This window comes from Xylophilus sp. GW821-FHT01B05 (assembly GCA_038961845.1).
Classification (GTDB): Bacteria; Pseudomonadota; Gammaproteobacteria; order Burkholderiales; family Burkholderiaceae_C; genus Xylophilus.
In genome coordinates this window covers 580,453-600,284 of the sequence record CP152408.1, presented here as the reverse complement: position 1 = coordinate 600,284, position 19,832 = coordinate 580,453, and the positions used below count along the sequence as shown (strand labels likewise).

The following is a 19,832-nucleotide window of genomic DNA, read 5'->3' as shown; positions in this document are numbered from 1 at the left end:
TATAAGCCCAGGCGGCACCTGGGCTAGAGGCATATTCATGCGTATTTTCCAGATCCAGGCCAGCGGCGTCCAGGAAACCGGGGAACTGCCGCAGGCAGCGCCGGCTGCCGGCTTTGTCTGGATTTCATGCGCGCGCAGCGAGTTCACGGCGCAGCAGGCGCAGATCCAGGCCGCGCTGCAGGCCGCCGCCGGCACGCCGCTGGTGGACCTGCACATCAGTGACCTGCTGAACCCACACCTGCCCTCGCACTACGACTACACCTCGCAGTACGACCTGCTGGTGTTTCGCCGGCTGGCCACGCAATCGCGCGACAACGGCGCGGCCGCCCCTGACTCGCCGCCCGGCCCGCCCGCCATCCCGCTGCGCCGGGGCGGCCTGCCAGTGCTGCGCCGCATCGACACCCGGCCGGTGGGCTTTGCCGTGTTCGACCAGGTGCTGCTGACCGTGCACCCCGAAGACTGCACGGTGCGCGACGCCTACGCCCTGCGCCTGCTGGCCGGCCCGGGCGCCGAGGCGCGCGCCACCGGCAGCCGCCTGCCCAGCAGCCCGGCCGACCTGATGCTGCGCGTCGTCAACCTGATGGTCGACGGCTACCTGGAGCTGCGGCGCGACCTGACGCGCCAGCTCGACCACTGGCAGACCGAGCTGCTCAACCCGCGCAGCCGCTTCACCAACTGGACGGCGCTGCTGCAGGCGCGCATGGCGCTGCACCAGTTGGACGAGATCTGCGAAGACCAGCGCGCCGCCGTGCAGGACTGGATCGACACGCTCGAAGCCTTGCCCGCAGCCGGCACGCCCGCCGCGCAGCGCGAACGCGAACTGCTGCAGGTGCGCAGCCGCGACGTGCTGGAGCACATAGAGCGCGTGGTGCACCACGTGCGGCGGCTGGAGCAAAGCGCCGAAACCACGGTGCAGATGCACTTCAGCCTGCAGAGCAACCGCGCCAACGACACCATGCGCGTGCTCACCACGCTCACCGCCGTGTTCCTGCCGCTGAACCTGATCGCCGGCATCTTTGGCATGAACTTCGAGTTCATCCCGCTGGTGCACAAGCAGAACGGCTTCTGGTGGGCCATGGGCAGCATGGGCGTGATTTCCGTCGTACTCGTAGCCCTGTTCTGGCGCAAGCGATATCTCCGATCAGAGAGATAAACCACCCCCAGGCTGCGCGCTTCGCGTCTTCGCCAACCCCCTCAAGGGGGCACATCCAGCGGCCCGGCGGAGCCGGTTCCGCGGATGTCTTGGCATGGCCTGCTCCGCGGCCTTTTGAATCGTTCAGTTCGCGCGACGGTGGACGAATGAAAAAAGAGCCGGCGGCCTCACGGCCCCGGCTCTTTTGCTCTTTGTGGGCAGCGCCCGACCAGAACTTACATGGCGGAGTAGTCAGCCTCGCCGTGGGCGATCTGGCCCATGCGCACGGCTTGGCGGGCTTCAGCGGCCACGGCGGCACGGCTGACGGTGGAGGATTCCACTTGGGCCGCGTACTGCGAACGCTGGTCGCCTTCACCGTTGGCGGCCACTGGCGTCACGTCGCCCGTGGCGCGGGCCAGGATGGTGTAGCCAGCGGGTGCGACTTGCGGCTGGATCTGCAGTGCGCGCGACGATTGTTGGTCGCCTTCACCCATGGAGGTGGAAGCGGCTTGGGCGCCCACGGAGGCGGTGACGGCGAGAGCGGCGATAGCGAAGAGCTTGGATGCGTTCATGATGATTCTTTCTTAGTAGTAGTGGCAACTTCTGACAGCAGCCCCGGGCATCTGCTCTTGGACTTCGAGAAGCCCAGGGTTTGCATCTATTGCCCGGAGTGTGAATTCCATATGACACCAAAGTTTCGTGCTTAAATGCCCGCCGGAGGAATCACGGCATTTCGAAAATAGAAACAATCACCCGCCACGCCCCCAGGAATCCCGCTTTACACACAGCTTGTAAGCCGGCTCCTACAGAGGTAGAGCGCAACCGGAATGCCAGAGACTGGTTTCAGGAACTGAAACAATGGATTCCCTGGATTTGATCCGGACTTTTCGTGAAGTGGCCCTGCGCGGCAGCTTCTCCCGCGCCGCGGCACCGCTGGCCATGTCCAAGGCCAACGTCAGCAAGTACGTGGCAGAACTCGAATCGCGGCTGCAGGTGCGCCTGTTGCACCGCTCCACCCGCATGGTCAGCCTGACCGATGCCGGCAGCCTGCTGCTGGAGCGCAGCACGCCGCTGATCGAGATGATGACCCTGACCCACAACGAGCTGAGCCAGCGCGCGCTGGAGCCCAGCGGCCGCATCCGCATCGCCGCGCCGCACGGGCTGGCCGCAACCATGCTGCCCGAGCTGATCGGCCGCTTTCTGGAGCGGCACCCGCTGGTCAGCATCCACATGCAGCTGAGCAACCGCAAGGTCGACCTGATCGAGGACGGCATCGACCTGGCGCTGCGCGTGGGCCCGATCACCGATGCCAACGTCATCGTGAAGAAGCTGCGGCAGGTCGACTTCGCCGTCTGCGCCGCGCCCGCCTACTGGGACCGCCACGGCCGCCCGACGCACCCCGACGCACTGGCCCAGCACGCGGCGCTGGTCTATGCCCAGCCCGGCCCGCAGCCGCACTGGCGCTTCGAGGTGGACGGCCGGCCGCTGAGCATCGACCTCAAGAGCCGCATGGAGGCCACCGACGCGGCCCCGCTGATTTCATTGGCGATGCAGGGGCTGGGCGTGGTCTGCCTGCCCAAGCTGCTGCTGCAGCCGCATATCGACAGCGGCGCGCTGGAGCGGGTGCTGTGCGGCACCTCGCCGCGCGACACCTGGCTCTACATCGCCTACGCCCAGCGCCGCCACCAGAGCGCCGCGTTCAAGGCGCTGCTGGCATTTCTAGACGAACACTGGAAGGGCACTTAGCCCAGGTGCTTGGCGAAGAACGCCAGCGAGCGCTCGCGCGCCAGCTTGGCCGCGGGGGCGTCCCAGGAGCCGCGCTGGTCGCAGTTGAAGCCGTGGTCGGCCGGGTAGATGTGCACTTCGACCTCGGGCTGGCGCTTGATGAAGGCTTCCACGCTGGGCAGCGTGATGTGCTGGTCCTTGTCGCCGAAGTGCGCCAGCACCGGCACCTTGGGCGTGCGGCCGGCCTCGGCCTCGGTCGTGGCGCCGCCGCCGTAGTAGGCGACCGCGGCCGACAGGCCTTGCACCTGCTCGGCCGAGCGCCAGGTCAGCAGGCCGCCCCAGCAGTAGCCGACGATGCCGACCTTGCCGGCCTTGGCCGCGTACTGCACGGCGGCCTGTACGTCTTGCAGCACGCCCGGCGCGGGCAGGGCCTCGACGGCGGCCTTCAGCTCCATGCCGGCGCCCATGTCAGGCCCGGTGTAGCCCAGCTCCACGCCCGGCTTGACGCGCGTGAAGGTGGCCGGCGCCACGGCCAGGTAGCCCTCGGCGGCATAGCCGTCGGCGACCGAGCGGATGTGCGAGTTGACGCCGAAGATCTCTTGCAGCACCACGATGGCGCCCTTGGGCGTGCCCACGGGCTCGGCCACGTAGGCGGGGAACTGGAAGCCGTCGGCGGCGGTAAGGGTGACAGTGGAAGAACCCATGGTGGTCATGCTCCTGGTGATGAATGGCGTTGAAGTTTGCGTTGCAGAAAGTCCAGGCGGTCCTGGCCCCAGAAAATCTCGCCGCCCACGACATAGCTCGGGGCACCAAACACGCCGGCGGCAATCGCCTCTTCGGTGTTGGCCTCGTAGCGTTCGTGCGCGGCCTGGCTCAGCGACTGCTCCAGCAGTGCGGCGGGCAGCCCGGCCTCGTCGAGCAGCGCGGCCAGCACCTTGGGGTCGGCGATGTTGCGCTGCTGGGCCCAGACCGCGGCAAAGACGGCACCGCACAGGCGCATGGCGGCGGGCGTGCCCTCGCGCTGGTCGGCGGCAACGATAAGCCGCGCGGCGTCGCCGCTGGCCACGGGAAAGTATTTGGGCTGCGGGTGCATGGGCAAGGCCAAATACTCAGCCACGCGCCGCAGCTCAAGCAGGCGGTAGACCTGGCGCTGTGGCGCGCGCTTGCCCACCGGCACGCCACCCGACACCGGGAACACCTGGCCCAGATCCACCGGCAGCACCCGCACCCGGGCCCCATGCTGCTGCGCCAGCGCGGCAAAGCGCTGGTGGCCCAGGTAGGTCCAAGGGCTTTGCGGCGAGAAGAAGTAGTCGATCGTCAGCGGCCCTGGCGGGCTGGCCTGCGGCCGGGCGTGGAGGTCTTGGCTCAAGGCGGGTCTGCTTCGGGTGGAGATGCGCGTATGTGCGGCAGCGGGACGAAGCATGGGTTGTAGCGCATCTGCCGCAACCCTGCCGACGTGAGGTGATGCGGGCCCCATCGCCACGGGCGAAAGCCGGCGGCTCAGCCCAACACCGCCCAGCGAGGCTTTGACCACAGGGAGCGCAGGCCCTCTTTGGCGTCCTCTATAGTCATTGCGGCAGCGAGGCCGCATAGGGAGTACACGAGGCCCGCCATGCCTTCCCCCAACTACATGAGGAGTGATGCGATGCAGTTCCCGATTCCGTATTCCGCCGCCATGGCCGCCATCCTGTCGATGGGTGCCGCGCTGCCATCAACAGCGGGCGTATCGATAGCAGGCACCGGGGGCGCAAACGCGTTGTCGGTAACCGATGCGCAGACCTTCCAGATCAACCGCGGCGGCGGCACCGGGCACATTGCCATCGTTCCGTACTTCAGCACGCAGAACGGCAACTCCACCTTGCTGAGCATCACCAACACCGACTCGTACAACGGCAAGGTGGTCAAGCTGCGCTTCCGCGGCGCGAGCAACGGGGACAACCTGCTGGACCTCACGATCCTGCTGCAGGCAGGCGATGCCTGGGCGGCCAGCATTTCGCAGGACACGGACGGCCTGTCGCGCATCACGACGGAAGACACGTCCTGCACCTTGCCACGGGATACAAACCTCGCCTTCAGTACCAGCCGCGTGTCTACCGCCTTGAGTGCCACCGAGCGGGCCGCGTGGACGCGCGAAGGCTATATCGAGATCATTACGGCGGCCGACATACCGTTCGCAAGAGCCCAGAACGGAGGCTCCTACAGGCCACTCCCTGTCGCCATCGGAGCGGCAGGGCAGTACAAATGCCCCAAGGCCGATGCCCCAGCACTGGCCGCGCTGCTGAACGAACCGGCATCCGAGCAAGAGGCGCTCAGCATGGGCCTGGACACCCCCAGCACCGGCCTGCTGGTCAACTCCATCATCATCAATGTCGCCGGTGCCTCGGTGGCCTGGTCGACGCCGACCACGATGCTGACCGCCGTCACCGCTGCAGGGACGCCGGGCCGCGGCCGGCTGGTGTTTTCGCCGCAAACCGATGACACCGCCACGCAGGTAGACCAGCTCACCAACGATCCGCTGCTGCGCAGCGCAGCGCGGCGCGTGCAGCCCAGGCAGTTTGACCTGCCGGACCTGTCCACGCCCTATCTGGGTACGGCCGCCATCGATGCCGACGCGCCCTTTCGCCATGTCGAGGCGCTGTCTGCCGGCCTCTCCGTGCCGCGCCTGGTGAACGAATTCGTCCGCGACCTGCGCATCGACGCGCGCACCGACTGGACCGTCACCATGCCCACGCGGCGCTATGCCGTGGCGATGGAGCCCACCGCATTGCAGCCGGTGTTCAACGTAGGTGCGCATGGGAATTCGCGGTACTTCACGCCCGCCGTCTTCACGTCCCAAGCGCAGCGCATCTGCGCGACAAAACGCTATGTCTTCATGGAACGCCAGGGATACACCAGCGATGTAGAGTCCGGCGCGACGATCACCGGCTCCAACCAGTTCCGACTGACCACCCTGTGCGGCAACGCGAGCGTGTTGCCCATGGCGCTCACCTCACAGTCGGCGCTCAATGCGAGCCTCACAACGGCGGCCCGACTCTCCGGCAGGTTTGACCCGCCACCTTACCCGTACTACCAGGACCCCAACATCGCCGACGACGGCTGGGCGGTACTGGACCTGGATGGCCTGCCCGCCATTGGCAGCGCCTACTTCTACGCGCGCGGCCCGCTGGTGGCAGACAAGTCCACCAGCTTCGGCTGGGTCTACAACCACGCGATGAAGCCGTAGGCCCGGCGGCGCGCCCGGCTAGGGCGTGGCGGCTTGCGCCAGCCAGTCGCTGATCTGCTGGGCCGCATCGTCCGTGGCCGCCACCAGCGCCTTGGCGCCGCCAGCGGCATCGGCCGTGGGCGCGGGCTGGCGCGCCAGCACCAGGCGCTGGGCGATCAGGCGGTCGCCCTCGGGGGTGTTCTCGACCAGGGTGGCGCGCAGGCGGACCACGCCGCTGCTCTGGCTGGGGCTGTCGAAGATCTGGCTGAACTCTTCCAGTTGCAGGCGCAGGATGTTGGGCAGCTTGCCGTCGACGCGTTTGAGCGAAGCGCTGTCGTCCACGTCGAGCACGGCGCGGCGCTCGCCCAGGCGCTGGCGCAGGCGCTGGCTGACCAGTTGCGAGGGCGGCAGGGTCCAGCGCGCCAGTGCATAGGGCTGCAGCTGCTGGGCGTCGGCGTAGGCCAGGCGGTACATGACGGCGGCGCTGTCTAGCAGGCCGCTGGTGTCGATGTCGGCCAGCGCCAGGGGCGGCAGGTTGGCCTCGCGGGTCTGCGGCTGCGGCGCGACCTGGCCGGGGCCGAAGTCGTAGAGCACCGGGCGCGTGGGCCGGTCCGGCAGGGCCGAGCAGCCGGCCAGCGCTGCGGCCAGCAGGAATACAGAGCCAAATCGGCCCCAAGCCCAGGAATGGCCCCGGTTAATAGCTACCGATTCAATAGCAAAAGAAGCAGGCGTTTTCATCGGGTTCCTCCGGGGGCGGCAAAGCCGGGTTCGCCCGGGCCGGGGCGGGCGGCGCCGTTGCCAAAGAGCAGCGACTGCGGGTTGTCGTTGATGTTGGTGACGGTGCGGCCCAGTTGGCGCACGGCGCGCGAGGCGTCGTCGCCGACGCGGTTCAGGCGCGGCAGCGTGGTGGCGCCGAATTGGTCGACGGTGTGGCTGAGCGCGCCGGTGCCTTGCGCCAGGCGGTCGAGTGGGCCGTCTTTCTCGTTGAGGCGGCCGGCGGCGGTGCCGATCTCTGTCGCGGCGCTGGAGACGTTTTGCGCCGCAGCCTGCAAGGAGCGCAGCGTGACGCCGGCGTCGCCCATGACGCGCGGCATGCCGGCCAGCACCGGGTCGACGCGGTCGGTCAGGGTGCTGTCCAGGTGCGAGGTCAGGCGCGCGATGTTGTTCGAGGCCAGCGACAAGCCGCTGAGCGTGCTGGAGAAGCGCTGCTGGTTCTCGTCCGACAGCAGCGTGTTCAGCCGGCGACCGGCTTCTTCGACCTGCGCCAGGATGGCCGGCGCGCTCTCCGTCAGCTTGCCCAGTTGCGAGGGCTTGACCGGCAGGCGCGGCACGCCGTCGCTGCCCGCTGGCGGGGCCGGCAGCGCCTGGCCGTCGTCGTCCAGCAGGATGAAGGCCAGGCCGGTGATGCCCTGGTAGGCCAGGGTGCCGAAGGTGGTGGGCGTGAGCGGCGTGCCGTCTTCCACCGCGATGCGCACCAGCACGTTGCCGGCGGCCTCGCGGTCGAAGCCTATTTGCGTGACCTTGCCCACCGGCACACCCTTGTAGCGCACCGGCGCCTGCAGTTGCAGGCCGGTGACGGTGTCCTTGGTGGAGAGTTCGTAGGTCTTGTAGCTGCCGCTGTCGCGCGTGAGCCAGAAGGCCAGCAGCACCAGCAGCCCGGTGACCACCAGCACGAACAGGCCGGCGGCGAAGGCATGGGATTTGTTTTCCATGGAAGGACCTCTTTCTCTCTAGCTTTCAGGGCTCGGCCGGCCAGACCAGGGGTGGCGCTGGCGCCATGGCACGCCGGCCACGCTCGCCCAGGAAGTAGTCGTGAATAAACGGGTGGTCGACCAGCGCCACCTGCTGCGGCGTGCCGCTGGCGACGATGCGCTTGTCGGCCAGCACCACGACGCGGGTGCTGAGCGCAATCAGCGTGTCCAGGTCGTGCGTGACCATGACCACGGTCAGGCCCAGCTCCTGGTGCAGCTCCTGCAGCAGCGTGCAGAAGGCGTCGGAGCTGCTGGGGTCGAGGCCGGCGGTGGGCTCGTCCAGCAGCAGCAGCGGCGGGTCCATGGCCAGCGCGCGCGCCAGGGCCACGCGCTTGATCATGCCGCCCGACAGATCGGCCGGCATCTTGATGGCGTCGGCCGGCTTCAGGCCGACCATCTGCAGCTTGACCATGGCCGCGTCGCGCGCCATGGCCAGCGGCAGCGTGCCCAGCTCGCGCAGCGGGAAGGCGACGTTCTCCAGCACGTTGAAGGCCGAGAACAGCGCGCCCTGCTGGAACAGCATGCCGACCCGGCTCGACGCGCCGCGCCGGCCCATGCGCGCGGCCGGCTCGCCCAGCACGGAGACCTCGCCGCGCGCCGGCGCCTCCAGGCCCAGCATCTGGCGCAGCAGCACCGTCTTGCCGGTGCCCGAGCCGCCGACCAGGCTCAGGATCTCGCCGGGCTCGATCGTCAGGTCCAGGTCCTGGTGCACCACCACCTGCTGGCGGCCGCTGCCAAAGGCGGTCCACAGGCCACGGATCTCGACCACCGGCGCATCAGGGGCGCGCGGTGCGGCGGGGGTGTCGGTATCGCACAGCGTCACGCTATATCCCTACATTGCGAAAGACGATGGCGAATAAGGCGTCGATCAAGATCACCGCCGTGATCGAGGTAACCACCGAGGTCGTCGTGCCCTGCCCCAGGCTCTCGGTATTGGGCTTGACGCGCAGGCCGAAGTGGCAGCCCACCAGCGCGATCACCACGCCGAACACCAGCGACTTGAACAGCGCCACCGCCAGGTTGGAGGGCAGCACCGCCTGCGGCAGCGCATTGAGGAAGAAGGCCGGCGTCACGCCCATGGCCAGGTCGGCGGCGAACATGCCGCCGGCGAGCGATGCCAGCGTGGTCCACACGGCCACCAGCGGCATGGCAAGGGCCAGCGCAATGGCGCGCGGCATGACCAGCCGAAAGCCGTGCGGGATGCCCATGACGCGCATGGCGTCCAGCTCTTCGGTCACGCGCATCACGCCGATCTGCGCGGTGATGGCCGAGCCCGAGCGCCCCGCCACCAGGATGGCGGCCAGCAGCGGCCCGAGTTCACGGATCAGCGAAATGCCCAGGATGTTGACGATGAAGGAATCGGCGCCGAACTGCTTGAGCTGCATGCTCATCAAATAGGCCAGCACCACGCCGATCAGGAAGCCCACCAGCGCGGTGATGGGCAGCGCCATGGCGCCCATGCTGTAGAGGTGGCCCGAGATGTCGCGCCACGGCCCCTGCCAGGGCGCGCGCAGCAGGCGCAGGGTGTCGAACAGCAACTGGCCCAGCATGCGCGTGCCATAGCGCATGTGGCCCAGCGCCAGCAGCACCTTGCGGCCGAGCGAGTCGATGCCTTCGGCGACGCTGCTCTTGCACACCGTGGGCGGCGTTGGCACGGTGAAATGCGCCACGCGCTCGAGCATGGCGCGCTGGCCGTCGGACGCATCGACCGCATCGGGCCAGCGCTGCTGCCAGTGGTCCCACAGCAGTTGCGCGCCGATGTGGTCGAGCTGCTGCACGCTGCGCAGGTCCCAGCGGCCACCGGCGGCGGGCGCGCCCTGCAACTGTGCCCACAGGCCGCGCCAGGTGGCCCGGTCCGCCAACTGCGCCGCCGTCCAGCGGCCCTGCAACACGTACCCGCGCGCGCCGCCGTCGGTGTCGGCGGGGGTGATGCGGGGTTGGGCGTCGTCCATCAGTGGTGTTGGGGGCTTGGTGCGTGCCGGTGGGTGAAGAGGCCGTCTGATGCTAGTGGCGGCAGCGGGGGAACATTGTCAGCCAACAGCGCGCATTGTGGGTACGGTGTGTGAAGAGGCAGCGCGGGGCGGGTAAGCAGGTGCACGCAGCCTGGAGCGAACCCGGCTCACCACACGCGCTGCAGCGCCGCCAACGCTGCAGCCAGCGCCGGCTCGGCCTGCCGCGTGCGCAAACTGGCAAAGCCCAGCGTGCAGGCCAGCGACACCCGGTCTGCCACCACCAGCCCGCGCGCCTGGCTTTCGCGGATGGCGATGGCATCGCGCACCAGCGATAGGCCCACGCCGGATCGCACCAGATCGAGCATGGACGCCTCTTGATCGACCCGGGCGACGCGGCGCGGCTCCACGCCCAGCGGGCCGAACACGCCGGCCAGCAGGCGGTGGTGCACGGATTCTGGCGGCGTGCCCAGCCAGGGCAATGCGGCCAGCGCCTTCCACTGCCGGCCCAGCACCTGCGGGCCCCAGCCGGCCGGTGCCAGCACGCGGTAGGTGAAGCGCACCAGCGGGCGCAGCAGGATGTCGGCCGGCGGCGGCGCGGGCAGCTCGCCGAGGTAGAAGGCGCCATCCAGCGCGCCGCTGGCAAGCGCGGGCAGGTGGTCGCCGCTCATAGCCTGGCGCAGGTCGGTGTCGATCTGCGGCGCGGCCTCGAGCAGCTCGCGCAGGAAGGCGCCCAGGCGGGTGAATTCCGGGTCCAGGATGGTGCCTATGCGCAAGCTGCCGCGCGCCGTGCCGCGCAGTTGGCCGGCGTTGTGGTCGAAGTCGGTCAGCGCGGCCAGCGCGCGCTCGGCCTGCGGCAGCAGCGCCGCGCCGTCGGCCGTCAGCGCCAGGCCCTGCGGCGTGCGGCTGAACAGAACCAGGCCGGTGCGCGTGGCCAGCGCCTTCAACTGCAGGCTGACCGCCGGCTGCGACAAGTGCAGCTGCTGCGCGGCGCGCGTGACATTGCCCTCGCGCGCCACGGCGACAAAGGCGCGCAGGCTTTGCGGGTCGGGGCCGTAGGGGAGCGTTGCCATATTTGCATTATTTATGAATTGATTTGGCGATTCAATTGGCAATGCCCAGGCAGCTCCTGGACACTGGGCCTATTCAGCCATTTTTTATTCATAAATAAATCAAATATTAAAGGCGAGTGCTGCACTACCATGGCTCACTCCCTCCTCCGCCAAGGCTCGTCATGTCGCACCCCTCTTCCTCCCGGACCACGCTGGTCTCTGCCCTGCTCGCCTGCGCGCTGGCCTTTGCCGGCGGCACGCTGCACGCCGCGCCGGTGGCCGCCGTGCACGGCTTGGCCGAGCAGGAAAAAGCCCCCTTGCTCGACACGCTGCGCGACCTGGTCAACATCGAGTCCGGCAGCAAGGACAGCGAAGGCCTGGCGCAGATCGCAGCCCTGATCCGCGACCGCCTGGCGCAATTGGGCGGCCAGGTCGAGCTGATCCAGCCGACCGACATCTACCGCATGGACGACACGCCGCCGCAGCCCGGCGCCATGGTGCATGCGGTGTTCAAGGGCACGGGCAGCAAGAAGATCATGCTGATCGCCCACATGGACACGGTCTACCTGCGCGGCATGCTCAAAGACCAGCCGTTTCGCCTGGACGGCGAGCGCGCCTACGGCCTGGGCATTGCCGACGACAAGCAAGGCGTGGCGCTGATCATCCACACCATCGCGCTGCTGCAAAAGCTCAAGTTCAAGGACTACGGCACGCTGACCGTGCTGATCAACGGCGACGAAGAAATCAGCTCGCCCGGCGCGCGCAGCACCATCACGCGCCTAGGCGGCGAGCAAGACGCGGTGTTCTCTTTTGAAGGCGGCGGCCCGGACGGCCGCCTGCGCCTGGCCACCAGCGGCATTGGCGCGGCCTACCTGACGGTAGACGGCCGCGCCTCGCACGCCGGCGTGGCGCCCGAGAAGGGCGTGAACGCGCTCTACGAGCTGTCGCACCAGTTGCTGCAACTGCAAGACCTGTCGCAACCCGAGAAGGGCCTGAAGCTCAACTGGACCGTGGCCCAGGCCGGCACCAACCGCAACGTGATCCCGGCGCAGGCCACGGCCCAGGCCGATGCGCGTGCGCTCAAGGTGGCAGATTTTGAGCAGCTCGAAGCCGCGCTGCAGCAGCGCATACAGAACAAGCTGCTGCCCGAATCCAAGGTGCAGCTGCGCTTCGAGGTGCGCCGCCCGCCGCTCGAGGCCACGCCCGCCTCGCGCCAGTTGGCCGCGCACGGCACCGCCATCTATGAAGAAATCGGCCTGCCGCTGAAGGTGTTTGACAGCGCCACCGGCGGCGGCACCGACGCCGCCTTTGCCGCGCTCAAAACCAAGGCGGCCGTGATCGAAGGCTTTGGCCTGAGCGGCTTTGGCGCGCACTCCAACGACGCCGAATACGTGCACACCGGCACCATCGTGCCGCGCCTGTACCTGTCGGCCCGCATGGTCATGGACCTGTCGCAGGGCAAGCTGAAGTAGCCTCGCACCCACACCAAGAGGAGACAAGACAGATGAGCGAGACACTCGCCTTCGACTACATCGTGATCGGCGGCGGCACCGCCGGCGCGCTGCTGGCCAACCGGCTCAGCGCCGACGCGCGCCGCCGCGTGCTGCTGATCGAGGCCGGCCGCCGGGACGACTACCACTGGATCCACATCCCGGTCGGCTACCTGTATTGCATCGGCAACCCGCGCACCGACTGGCTCTACAACACCGAGCCCGACGCCGGCCTGAACGGCCGCACGCTGCGCTACCCGCGCGGCAAGACGCTGGGCGGCTGCAGCAGCATCAACGGCATGATCTACATGCGCGGCCAGGCGCGCGACTACGACGGCTGGGCGCAGGTCACCGGCGATGACAGCTGGCGCTGGGACCAGGTGCTGCCGGCCTTCCGCCACCACGAAGACCACTACAAGGGCGGCGACGCGCTACACGGCGCCGCCGGCATGGCCGCCAGCGACGGCTACCGCGGCAGCGGCCATGAATGGCGGGTAGAGAAGCAGCGTCTGCGCTGGGACATCCTCGACGCCTTTGCGCAGGCCGCGCAGCAGGCCGGCATCCCGGCCAGCGAAGACTTCAACCGCGGCGACAACGAGGGCGTGGGCTACTTCGAGGTCAACCAGAAGAGCGGCTGGCGCTGGAACACCGCCAAAGCCTTTTTGCGCCCCGTCTGCTACGGCCGGTCCAACTTCGAGATGTGGACCGGCGCCCAGGTCAGCCGCCTGCAGATCGAGCGCCAGCCCGACGGCAGCCTGCGCTGCAGCGGCGCCCAGGTCTGGAACGGCCAGCAGATGGTCACCGCCACCGCCACGCGCGAAGTGGTGCTGGCCGCCGGCAGCATCAACTCGCCGCAGTTGCTGCAGCTCTCCGGCATAGGCCCGGGCGCGCTGCTGCAGCAGCACGGCATCGCCGTGCAGGCCGAGCTGGCCGGCGTCGGCGCCAACCTGCAGGACCACCTGCAGATCCGCTCGGTCTACAAGGTGCAGGGCACGGGCACCGCCCACGCCACGCTCAACACCCTGGCCGGCAACCTCTGGGGCAAGGCACGCATAGGGCTGGAATACGCCTTGAAGCGCAGCGGCCCGATGAGCATGGCGCCCTCGCAACTGGGCGCCTTCACGCGCAGCGATGCGGCGCGGCCGCATCCCAACCTGCAGTACCACGTGCAGCCGCTGTCGCTGGACGCCTTTGGCGAGCCGCTGCACCGCTTCCCGGCCTTCACCGCCAGCGTCTGCAACCTGAACCCGACCAGCCGCGGCACGGTGCAGCTGAAGTCGCCGCGCTTCGAAGACGCCCCGGCGATCGCGCCCAACTACCTGTCCACCGCCGAAGACCGGCAGGTTGCCGCAGACTCCTTGCGCGTGACGCGCCGCATCGTCGCCCAGCCCGCGCTCGCGCCCTGGCAGCCCGAAGAATGGAAGCCCGGCACGCAGTACCAGAGCGACGAAGAGCTGGCGCGCCTGGCCGGCGACATCGCCACCACCATCTTCCACCCGGTCGGCACCACCCGCATGGGCCGCGCCGACGACCCGCAGGCCGTGGTCGACGCGCGCCTGCGCGTGCTCGACGGCCGTGGCGGCACCATCGCCGGCCTGCGCGTGGTGGACGCGGGCGTCATGCCCAGCATCACCAGCGGCAACACCAACAGCCCGACGCTGATGATTGCGGAGAAGGCTGCGCGCTGGATCATCGCGGAAGCGGCCTGAACCTTCCCATGGGCTGCTCCACGAACGCGGACGCACAAAACACAAAGGCTCAGAAGGCCGCGGAGCAGGCCAAGCCAAAACATCCGCGGAACCGGCTCCGCCGGGCCGCTGGATGTGCCCCCCTGGAGGGGGAAGGCGAAGACGCGAAGCGCGTAGCCTGGGGGTGTCCCAGGCTTAGCGTAGACGCCCGACGTAGCGGGGGTCTGGTCCGTCGGGCGCGGGCACGGGCGCTGCTGCCGCAGGTGGCGCCGCCGGCGGCAGCAGGCCCATGGCCCGCTCCAGCTTGTAGGCCCACTCTGCCAGCTCGGGGCGCTCTTCCTCGTCGGCCTTCTCCTGCGCAAAGTGCACTATCGCCGCCGCGTATTCCTTGTTGCTGGCCATCCATTCGGTGTCGGTCACGCGGCCGGTGATGCGCCGCAGCAGCACGTGCAGGTGGGCGGCGATGGCCAGTTTTTCGCTGTCGAGCATGTGGAATTCCTTCCTGTTCAGGAGGGGATGCGCTCCCGGTGCTGCGCCACGTCCAGGCCCTGCTGCTCGGCGCCCTCGTTCACCCGCAGCCCCACCAGGATGCGCACGATGGTCAGCACCACCGCCGTGCCCACCGCACTATAGGCCAGCGCCACCGCCGCGCTGATCGCCTGCACCGCGACACTGCCGGCGCTGCCGCCAATGCCCGGGTTGGCGAACACGCCCGTCAGCAGGCAGCCAACGATGCCGCCAATGCCGTGCACGCCGAACACGTCCAGCGAATCGTCCGCGTGCAGCAGGCGCTTGAGCCCGGTCGCGCCCCAATAGCAGGCCAGCCCGGCCACCAGGCCGATCACCAGCGCCGCGCGCGGCGTGACAAAGCCCGATGCCGGCGTGATCGCCACCAGCCCGGCCACCGCACCCGAGCACAGCCCCAGCAGCGAAGGCCGCCGGCGCATCACCCATTCGCCCACCATCCAGGCGATGGCCCCGGCCGAGGCCGCGATGTGCGTCACCACCAGCGCCAGCCCGGCGCGGCCATCGGCCGCCAGCGCCGAGCCCGCGTTGAAGCCAAACCAGCCGACCCACAGCAGTCCCGTGCCGGTCATGGTCAGGCCCAGGTTGAAGGGCTCGAACGGCTCACGGCCGTAGCCGCTGCGCGGCCCCAGCATCCAGGCGCAGACCAGCCCGGCCGCGCCGGCGTTGATGTGCACCACCGTGCCGCCAGCGAAATCCAGCGCGCCCAGTTGCGCCAGCCAGCCGCCCGGCTCCCAGACCCAGTGCGCCAGCGGCACATAGACCAGCACCGACCACAGGGCGGCAAACCACAGCACGGCCGAGAAGCGCATGCGCTCGACGAAGGCGCCCACCACCAGCGCCGGCGTGATGATGGCGAAGGTCAGCTGGAACATGGCGTACACGGCCTCGGGCACATGCGGCGCGATGTGGCTCACCGCCACCTGGCCCGCGCCCGGCAGCACCTCCAGGCCAGAGAACCAGAGCCGCTCGTTGCCGCCGATGAAGGCGTTGCCCGGCGTGAAGGCCCACGAGTAGCCCACAGAGAACCACAGCAGCGTGATGAGCGAGGCCACGCCGATCACGCAGGCCATGGTGTTGAGCACGTTCTTGCGCCGCACCATGCCGGCATAGAACAGCGCAATGCCCGGCAGCGTCATCAGCAGCACCAAGGCGGTGGCCGTCATCATCCAGGCCGTGTCGGCCGGCGCCAGGCTGTCGATAGGCACCAGAGAGGGGCGCACCACGGCGGGGGGTGCATCCGCCGCCCAGGCCGCAGCAAGCCCACTCAAACCCAGAAACGAGCCCATGAAAGCCCGCATCCATGCCCGTTGCCCAGTGATATTGCGCATCAGCGGCCTCGTTTTGTTGGATGCTTTGTGACAGCACGACCCGTGCCAACTGTTTCCGAAGGTAAAACACACGGGTAACACCCTATGCTCCGAAACAGTGCAAAGGCCTAAAGTCACGGGTACTCGCAGACAGGCCCCAGGCCAGTCTGGGCGGGGGCCGAGGAGACACAGCTAAGCAGAATCAGAACACCGATCCCAAGCATCCAGACACGAGATGCAGATCACCTATCCCAAGCGCCGCTAGTCGGCGCTTTTTTTTGGCCTGAAGTAGTAAGGCACACCCCCAGGCTACGCACTTCGTGTCTTCGCCTTCCCCCTCAAGGGGGCACATCCAGCGGCCCGGCAAAGCCGGTTCCGCGGATGTCTGCGCTTGGCCTGCTCCGCGGCCTCTTGTTCGATGCGGCCGTGGCGAGGGTCAGGGCGCGACTAGCTCCACATCTTCCACGCGGCGCGGCTTGCCTATTGGGGCGGTGGCCTTGCCGATGCGCACGGCAGCCATGTCTTCCTCGCTTGGGTACAGGCCGGCCAGCCAGTAGTCGAGCACGCGGCGCGCAATGGGTGCTGCGGCACCGGCGCCCCAGCCGGCGTTCTCGACGATGACGGCCACGGCGATCCTGGGCGCGTCGGCCGGCGCGAACCCCATGAACAGCGCATGGTCGCGCTGGTGCTCTTCGAGTGCGCGCGCGTTGTACTTGGTGTTCTGCGCCTGCGTCACCGCCTGCGCGGTGCCGGTCTTGCCGGCGGCGAGGTAGGGCGCGCCGGCAAAAACGCCGCGCGCAGTACCGCTGGTGACCACGCTGACCAGGCCGCCGCGCACCACCGCCACATTGGCCGGCTTGAAGCCCAGGTCCACCGCAGGCGGCTGCGGCACCGGCAACTGCTCGCCGCTCAACGGGTCCTTGGTGGCCAGCACCAGGTGCGGCCGGCGCTTGATGCCGCCGTCGGCCACGACCGACGCCGCCTGCGCCAGCTGCAGCATGGTGAAGCTGTTGTAGCCCTGGCCAATGCCCAGCGAGATGGTCTCGCCCGCATACCAGCGGCGTTGCTCGGGGCGCTTGTAGGCATTGCGCTTCCACTCGGTGCTGGGCAGCACGCCGCGCACCTCGCCGTTGATGTCGATGCCTGTGATCTGGCCAAAGCCCAGCGGCTTCATGAAGTCGTGGATCAGGTCCACACCCATCTCGTTGGCCAGGGTGTAGAAGTAGACGTTGGACGAGAGCTGGATCGCCCGCTGCATGTCGAGGTTGCCCAGGTAGCCCTCGGGGCTGCCGAAGCGGTGGCCCGCGAACATGTAGAAGCCCGGGTCGTTGATGACCACGCTGGGGCCGCGCTTGCCGGTCTGCAGCGCGCCCAGCGCCATGAAGGGCTTGTAGGTGGAGCCCGGCGGGTAGGTGCCGCGCAGGGCGCGGTTGAGCAGCGGCTTGTCGATGGATTCGTTCAGCGCGGCCCAGTTTTCCTGGTCGATGCCGTCAACGAACAGGTTCGGGTCGAAGGTCGGCTTGCTGACGAAGGCCAGCACCTCACCGGTGCGCGGGTCTATCGCCACCAGGGCGCCACGCCGGTCGCCAAACAGGTCCTCCACCATCTTCTGCAGCTTGACGTCGACCGACAGCACCACGGTCTTGCCGGGCGTGGCCGGATGGGTGGCCAGGGTGCGCACGGCACGGCCGCCGGCGGAGGTCTCCATCTGCTCGACGCCGGTGGCGCCATGCAGCTCACGCTCGAAGCTCTGCTCCACGCCCAGCTTGCCGATGACGTCGGTGCCACGGTAGTTGGGCGCGTCGTCGGAGTCCTCGATGCGCTCCTTCTCGCGCTGGTTGATGCGGCCGATATAGCCGATCACGTGGCTGGCGATATCGCCGAACGGGTAGCTGCGGAACAGCCGCGCCTTGATCTCCACGCCCGGAAAGCGGTAGCGCTGCACGGCGAAGCGCGCCACCTCTTCGTCGGTGAGGCGGGTGCGTACCGGCAGCGACTCGAAGCTGCGCGACTCCTCCATCAGCTTCTTGAAGCGGCGGCGGTCGCGCGGCGTGATCTCGACCAGCTCCGACAGCGCGTCGATCACCTCGTCCACCGGCCCGCTACGCGAGGGCGTGATCTCCAGCGTATAGGCCGAATAGTTGGTGGCCAGCACCAGGCCGTTGCGGTCCAGGATCAACCCGCGGTTGGGCACGATGGGCACGACCGCCGTGCGGTTGCTCTCGGCCTGCGCGGCCAGGTCGTCGTAGCGCACGATCTGCAAATACACCAGCCGCCCGACGATCAGACCGAACGCGCCCAGCACCACCAGGGCGATCACCAACAGCCGGCGCCGGAAACGCGCCAGCTCGGCCTCGACATTGCGCAGTTCAGTCATGGCAGCCGCCGATCAGAGTGGACGATTTTCGTCTGGATCGGGAGCGCGGCGCTGCGGCGCGAGCAAGACCACACTGGCCAGCGGCCACAGCAATGCCTCCAGCACGGGCGCAATGACAAAGCCCCAGCCCGGGAAGACACCGCCGGCGATCAGCCGCACCAGCAGCTCAATCACCTGCGCGCTGAGGAACACCGGCAGCAGCAGCACGGTCTGGGCCGGCACACCCAGCCACAGCAGCCGGCGCTGCAACCGAAAGCCCAGGTAGACCAGCACGGTATAGCCCAGCGCATGCTGGCCCAGCAGTGAGGCCTGGTGCACGTCCATGCACAGCCCCAGCACAAAGGCCGCGCCCATGCCCACACGAGCAGGCTGGTGCACGCTCCAGAACACCAGCAGCAGCAGCAGTGGGTCAGGGGCCCAGATGGCGCGGCCGATCGGCAGCAGATCCAGCAGCAGCGCCGCGCCCAGGCTGGCCCAGATGAAAAGAGGGTTGGCCGGCAGCAGCAGTTGCTGTTGGCCCTTGCGCATGATCATGGCTGCCTCCCGGCCGGTGCAGCAGGTGTTGTTGCGGGCGCCGCCGGTGTACGACGGGCCGGCGCCGCCGTGGCGCCGGGCTTTGCCGCTGCGGGCGGTGGCTCCGGCTTGCGCCGCTGCTGCGGCGTCGCGTCCGCCGCCGTTCCCGCAGGCGGGCGCGGCGGCAGTTGCGCCGACAGCGGCTGCAGCACCATCACATGGCGCGCGCCCTCCATGCGCGCCAGCGGCTCGCAGTGGATGCGGGCAAAGGCGGAATCCGAGCGGCGCTCGACCCGGTCCACGCGCGCCACCGGCAGGCCGGCAGGGTAGACGCCGTCCACGCCGCTGGTGGTGAGCAGGTCGCCCTCCTGCACGTCGGCATTGCCGGGCATGAAGCGCAGCTCCAAGCCGCCGCCCGGGCCGGACAACGGGTTGCCGTAGGCCACGCTGCGCGCGCCGGTGCGGGTGTTGAGCACGGGAATGGCGTAGTCGCGCTCGACCAGCAGCGTGACCTCGGCCAGGAACGGGTGCACCCGCGTGATCTGCCCCAGCACCCCGAATTCGTCTATCACCGGCGAGCCCGGCGCCACGGCCTGCAGCGTGCCGCGGTCGATGATGACGCGGCGGGTATAGGGATCGGGCGCGTCATACAGAACCTCGGCCGTCTGCTCGGGTGCCTGGAGCCGGCCGCGCAAGCCCAGCAGGTCGCGCAGGCGCTGGTTTTCCAGCAGCAGTTCCTCGACCTGGTTGGCCCGCTGCGACTGCTGCAGCATCTGCCGGCGCGCGGAGTCTTCCAGCTCTTGCGCCGCGCGCATGGTCTGGAAATAGGCCCCGGTGTTGCGCACCCACTGCACCGGCTGCAGCGCCAGTTGCTCCAGCGGATACAGCACCACCGAGATGGCCGAGCGCAGCGGCGGCGTCAGCCCCAGGCGGGCGTCAGCCACCATCAGGAACAGCGCCAGCGCACCAAAGAAGATCAGCGTGGACAGCGCCGACGGCCCCTGCTTGAAGAAAGGGGGCGCGGTGCGGTCCAGGGTTCCCAGGGGCATGGGGAGAGTCGGGCGAAGGGACGAACGGGAGCGGCGTCAGGGTGGAAAAAAGCCGGCTGCATCATAGGC

The 19,832-nt window shown here is 68.7% G+C and carries 18 protein-coding genes; 5 read left to right on the top strand and 13 right to left on the bottom strand.

Annotated features, from left to right (window positions below; translation table 11 throughout):
* Nucleotides 1-37 precede the first annotated feature (37 nt).
* Nucleotides 38-1,153 carry a magnesium transporter CorA family protein gene (locus AAFF27_02820; protein ID XAH24138.1) on the top strand — a complete coding sequence of 372 codons (1,116 nt, stop codon included), beginning with the start codon at nucleotides 38-40 and terminating at the stop codon, nucleotides 1,151-1,153.
* A gap of 215 nt (nucleotides 1,154-1,368) precedes the next feature.
* Here the strand turns inward: AAFF27_02820 and AAFF27_02815 are convergent, their stop codons facing one another.
* Nucleotides 1,369-1,704 carry a hypothetical protein gene (locus AAFF27_02815; GenBank protein XAH24137.1) on the bottom strand — a complete coding sequence of 112 codons (336 nt, stop codon included), beginning with the start codon at nucleotides 1,702-1,704 and terminating at the stop codon, nucleotides 1,369-1,371.
* 286 nt (nucleotides 1,705-1,990) lie between these two features.
* Between AAFF27_02815 and AAFF27_02810 the strand changes: the two genes are divergently transcribed.
* Nucleotides 1,991-2,878, top strand: a complete 888-nt coding sequence (locus AAFF27_02810; protein XAH24136.1) for a LysR substrate-binding domain-containing protein — start codon at nucleotides 1,991-1,993, stop codon at nucleotides 2,876-2,878.
* Here the strand turns inward: AAFF27_02810 and AAFF27_02805 are convergent.
* Together AAFF27_02805 and AAFF27_02800 are read right to left on the bottom strand one after the other, a co-directional pair.
* Nucleotides 2,875-3,561: a dienelactone hydrolase family protein gene (locus tag AAFF27_02805; protein ID XAH24135.1), complete on the bottom strand. Its 687-nt coding sequence runs from the start codon at nucleotides 3,559-3,561 to the stop codon at nucleotides 2,875-2,877. The genes AAFF27_02810 and AAFF27_02805 overlap by 4 nt on opposite strands.
* Before the next feature lie 5 nt (nucleotides 3,562-3,566).
* Nucleotides 3,567-4,226 (bottom strand): 2-hydroxychromene-2-carboxylate isomerase, encoded by a 660-nt coding sequence (locus tag AAFF27_02800; protein ID XAH24134.1) that lies wholly within the window; start codon nucleotides 4,224-4,226, stop codon nucleotides 3,567-3,569.
* A gap of 243 nt (nucleotides 4,227-4,469) precedes the next feature.
* Between AAFF27_02800 and AAFF27_02795 the strand changes: the two genes are divergently transcribed.
* On the top strand, nucleotides 4,470-6,080 hold the full coding sequence (locus AAFF27_02795) for a hypothetical protein (GenBank protein XAH24133.1): 1,611 nt from the start codon (nucleotides 4,470-4,472) through the stop codon (nucleotides 6,078-6,080).
* Nucleotides 6,081-6,098: 18 nt separating this feature from the next.
* On the opposite strand, the gene AAFF27_02790 is transcribed toward AAFF27_02795, so the two are convergent.
* The 5 genes from AAFF27_02790 to AAFF27_02770 form a co-directional block, all read right to left on the bottom strand.
* A complete protein-coding gene (locus AAFF27_02790; GenBank protein ID XAH24132.1) occupies nucleotides 6,099-6,797 on the bottom strand; it encodes an ABC-type transport auxiliary lipoprotein family protein in 699 nt (232 codons plus the stop codon).
* Entirely contained in the window at nucleotides 6,794-7,771 is a 978-nt protein-coding gene (locus AAFF27_02785) for an MlaD family protein (protein XAH24131.1), read from the bottom strand. The genes AAFF27_02790 and AAFF27_02785 overlap by 4 nt, the downstream gene beginning before the upstream one ends.
* A 25-nt stretch (nucleotides 7,772-7,796) precedes the next feature.
* Nucleotides 7,797-8,633, bottom strand: a complete 837-nt coding sequence (locus AAFF27_02780) for an ATP-binding cassette domain-containing protein (protein XAH24130.1) — start codon at nucleotides 8,631-8,633, stop codon at nucleotides 7,797-7,799.
* Between the two features lies 1 nt (nucleotide 8,634).
* Nucleotides 8,635-9,762 (bottom strand): ABC transporter permease, encoded by a 1,128-nt coding sequence (locus AAFF27_02775; GenBank protein XAH24129.1) that lies wholly within the window; start codon nucleotides 9,760-9,762, stop codon nucleotides 8,635-8,637.
* 167 nt (nucleotides 9,763-9,929) lie between these two features.
* On the bottom strand, nucleotides 9,930-10,832 hold the full coding sequence (locus AAFF27_02770; GenBank protein ID XAH24128.1) for a LysR family transcriptional regulator: 903 nt from the start codon (nucleotides 10,830-10,832) through the stop codon (nucleotides 9,930-9,932).
* 161 nt (nucleotides 10,833-10,993) lie between these two features.
* Between AAFF27_02770 and AAFF27_02765 the strand changes: the two genes are divergently transcribed.
* Together AAFF27_02765 and AAFF27_02760 are read left to right on the top strand one after the other, a co-directional pair.
* Complete coding sequence (locus tag AAFF27_02765) at nucleotides 10,994-12,283, top strand: M20/M25/M40 family metallo-hydrolase (GenBank protein ID XAH24127.1); 1,290 nt, start codon at nucleotides 10,994-10,996, stop codon at nucleotides 12,281-12,283.
* A 32-nt stretch (nucleotides 12,284-12,315) separates the two neighbouring features.
* Entirely contained in the window at nucleotides 12,316-14,010 is a 1,695-nt protein-coding gene (locus tag AAFF27_02760; GenBank protein XAH24126.1) for a GMC family oxidoreductase N-terminal domain-containing protein, read from the top strand.
* Between the two features lie 174 nt (nucleotides 14,011-14,184).
* Here AAFF27_02760 and AAFF27_02755 read toward each other — a convergent pair whose 3' ends face one another.
* The 5 genes from AAFF27_02755 to mreC form a co-directional block, all read right to left on the bottom strand.
* Nucleotides 14,185-14,478, bottom strand: coding sequence for a hypothetical protein (locus AAFF27_02755; protein XAH24125.1), 294 nt, complete (start codon nucleotides 14,476-14,478; stop codon nucleotides 14,185-14,187).
* A 17-nt stretch (nucleotides 14,479-14,495) separates the two neighbouring features.
* The gene (locus AAFF27_02750) at nucleotides 14,496-15,803 is read right to left on the bottom strand and encodes an ammonium transporter (protein XAH26370.1); all 1,308 of its coding nucleotides are present in this window, start codon (nucleotides 15,801-15,803) and stop codon (nucleotides 14,496-14,498) included.
* A 457-nt stretch (nucleotides 15,804-16,260) separates the two neighbouring features.
* Nucleotides 16,261-18,201 carry a penicillin-binding protein 2 gene (gene mrdA / locus AAFF27_02745; GenBank protein ID XAH24124.1) on the bottom strand — a complete coding sequence of 647 codons (1,941 nt, stop codon included), beginning with the start codon at nucleotides 18,199-18,201 and terminating at the stop codon, nucleotides 16,261-16,263.
* A 12-nt stretch (nucleotides 18,202-18,213) separates the two neighbouring features.
* On the bottom strand, nucleotides 18,214-18,735 hold the full coding sequence (gene mreD, locus AAFF27_02740) for a rod shape-determining protein MreD (GenBank protein XAH24123.1): 522 nt from the start codon (nucleotides 18,733-18,735) through the stop codon (nucleotides 18,214-18,216).
* Nucleotides 18,732-19,763 (bottom strand): rod shape-determining protein MreC, encoded by a 1,032-nt coding sequence (gene mreC, locus AAFF27_02735; GenBank protein XAH24122.1) that lies wholly within the window; start codon nucleotides 19,761-19,763, stop codon nucleotides 18,732-18,734. Before mreC ends, mreD begins: the two co-directional genes overlap by 4 nt.
* Nucleotides 19,764-19,832: the final 69 nt, after the last annotated feature.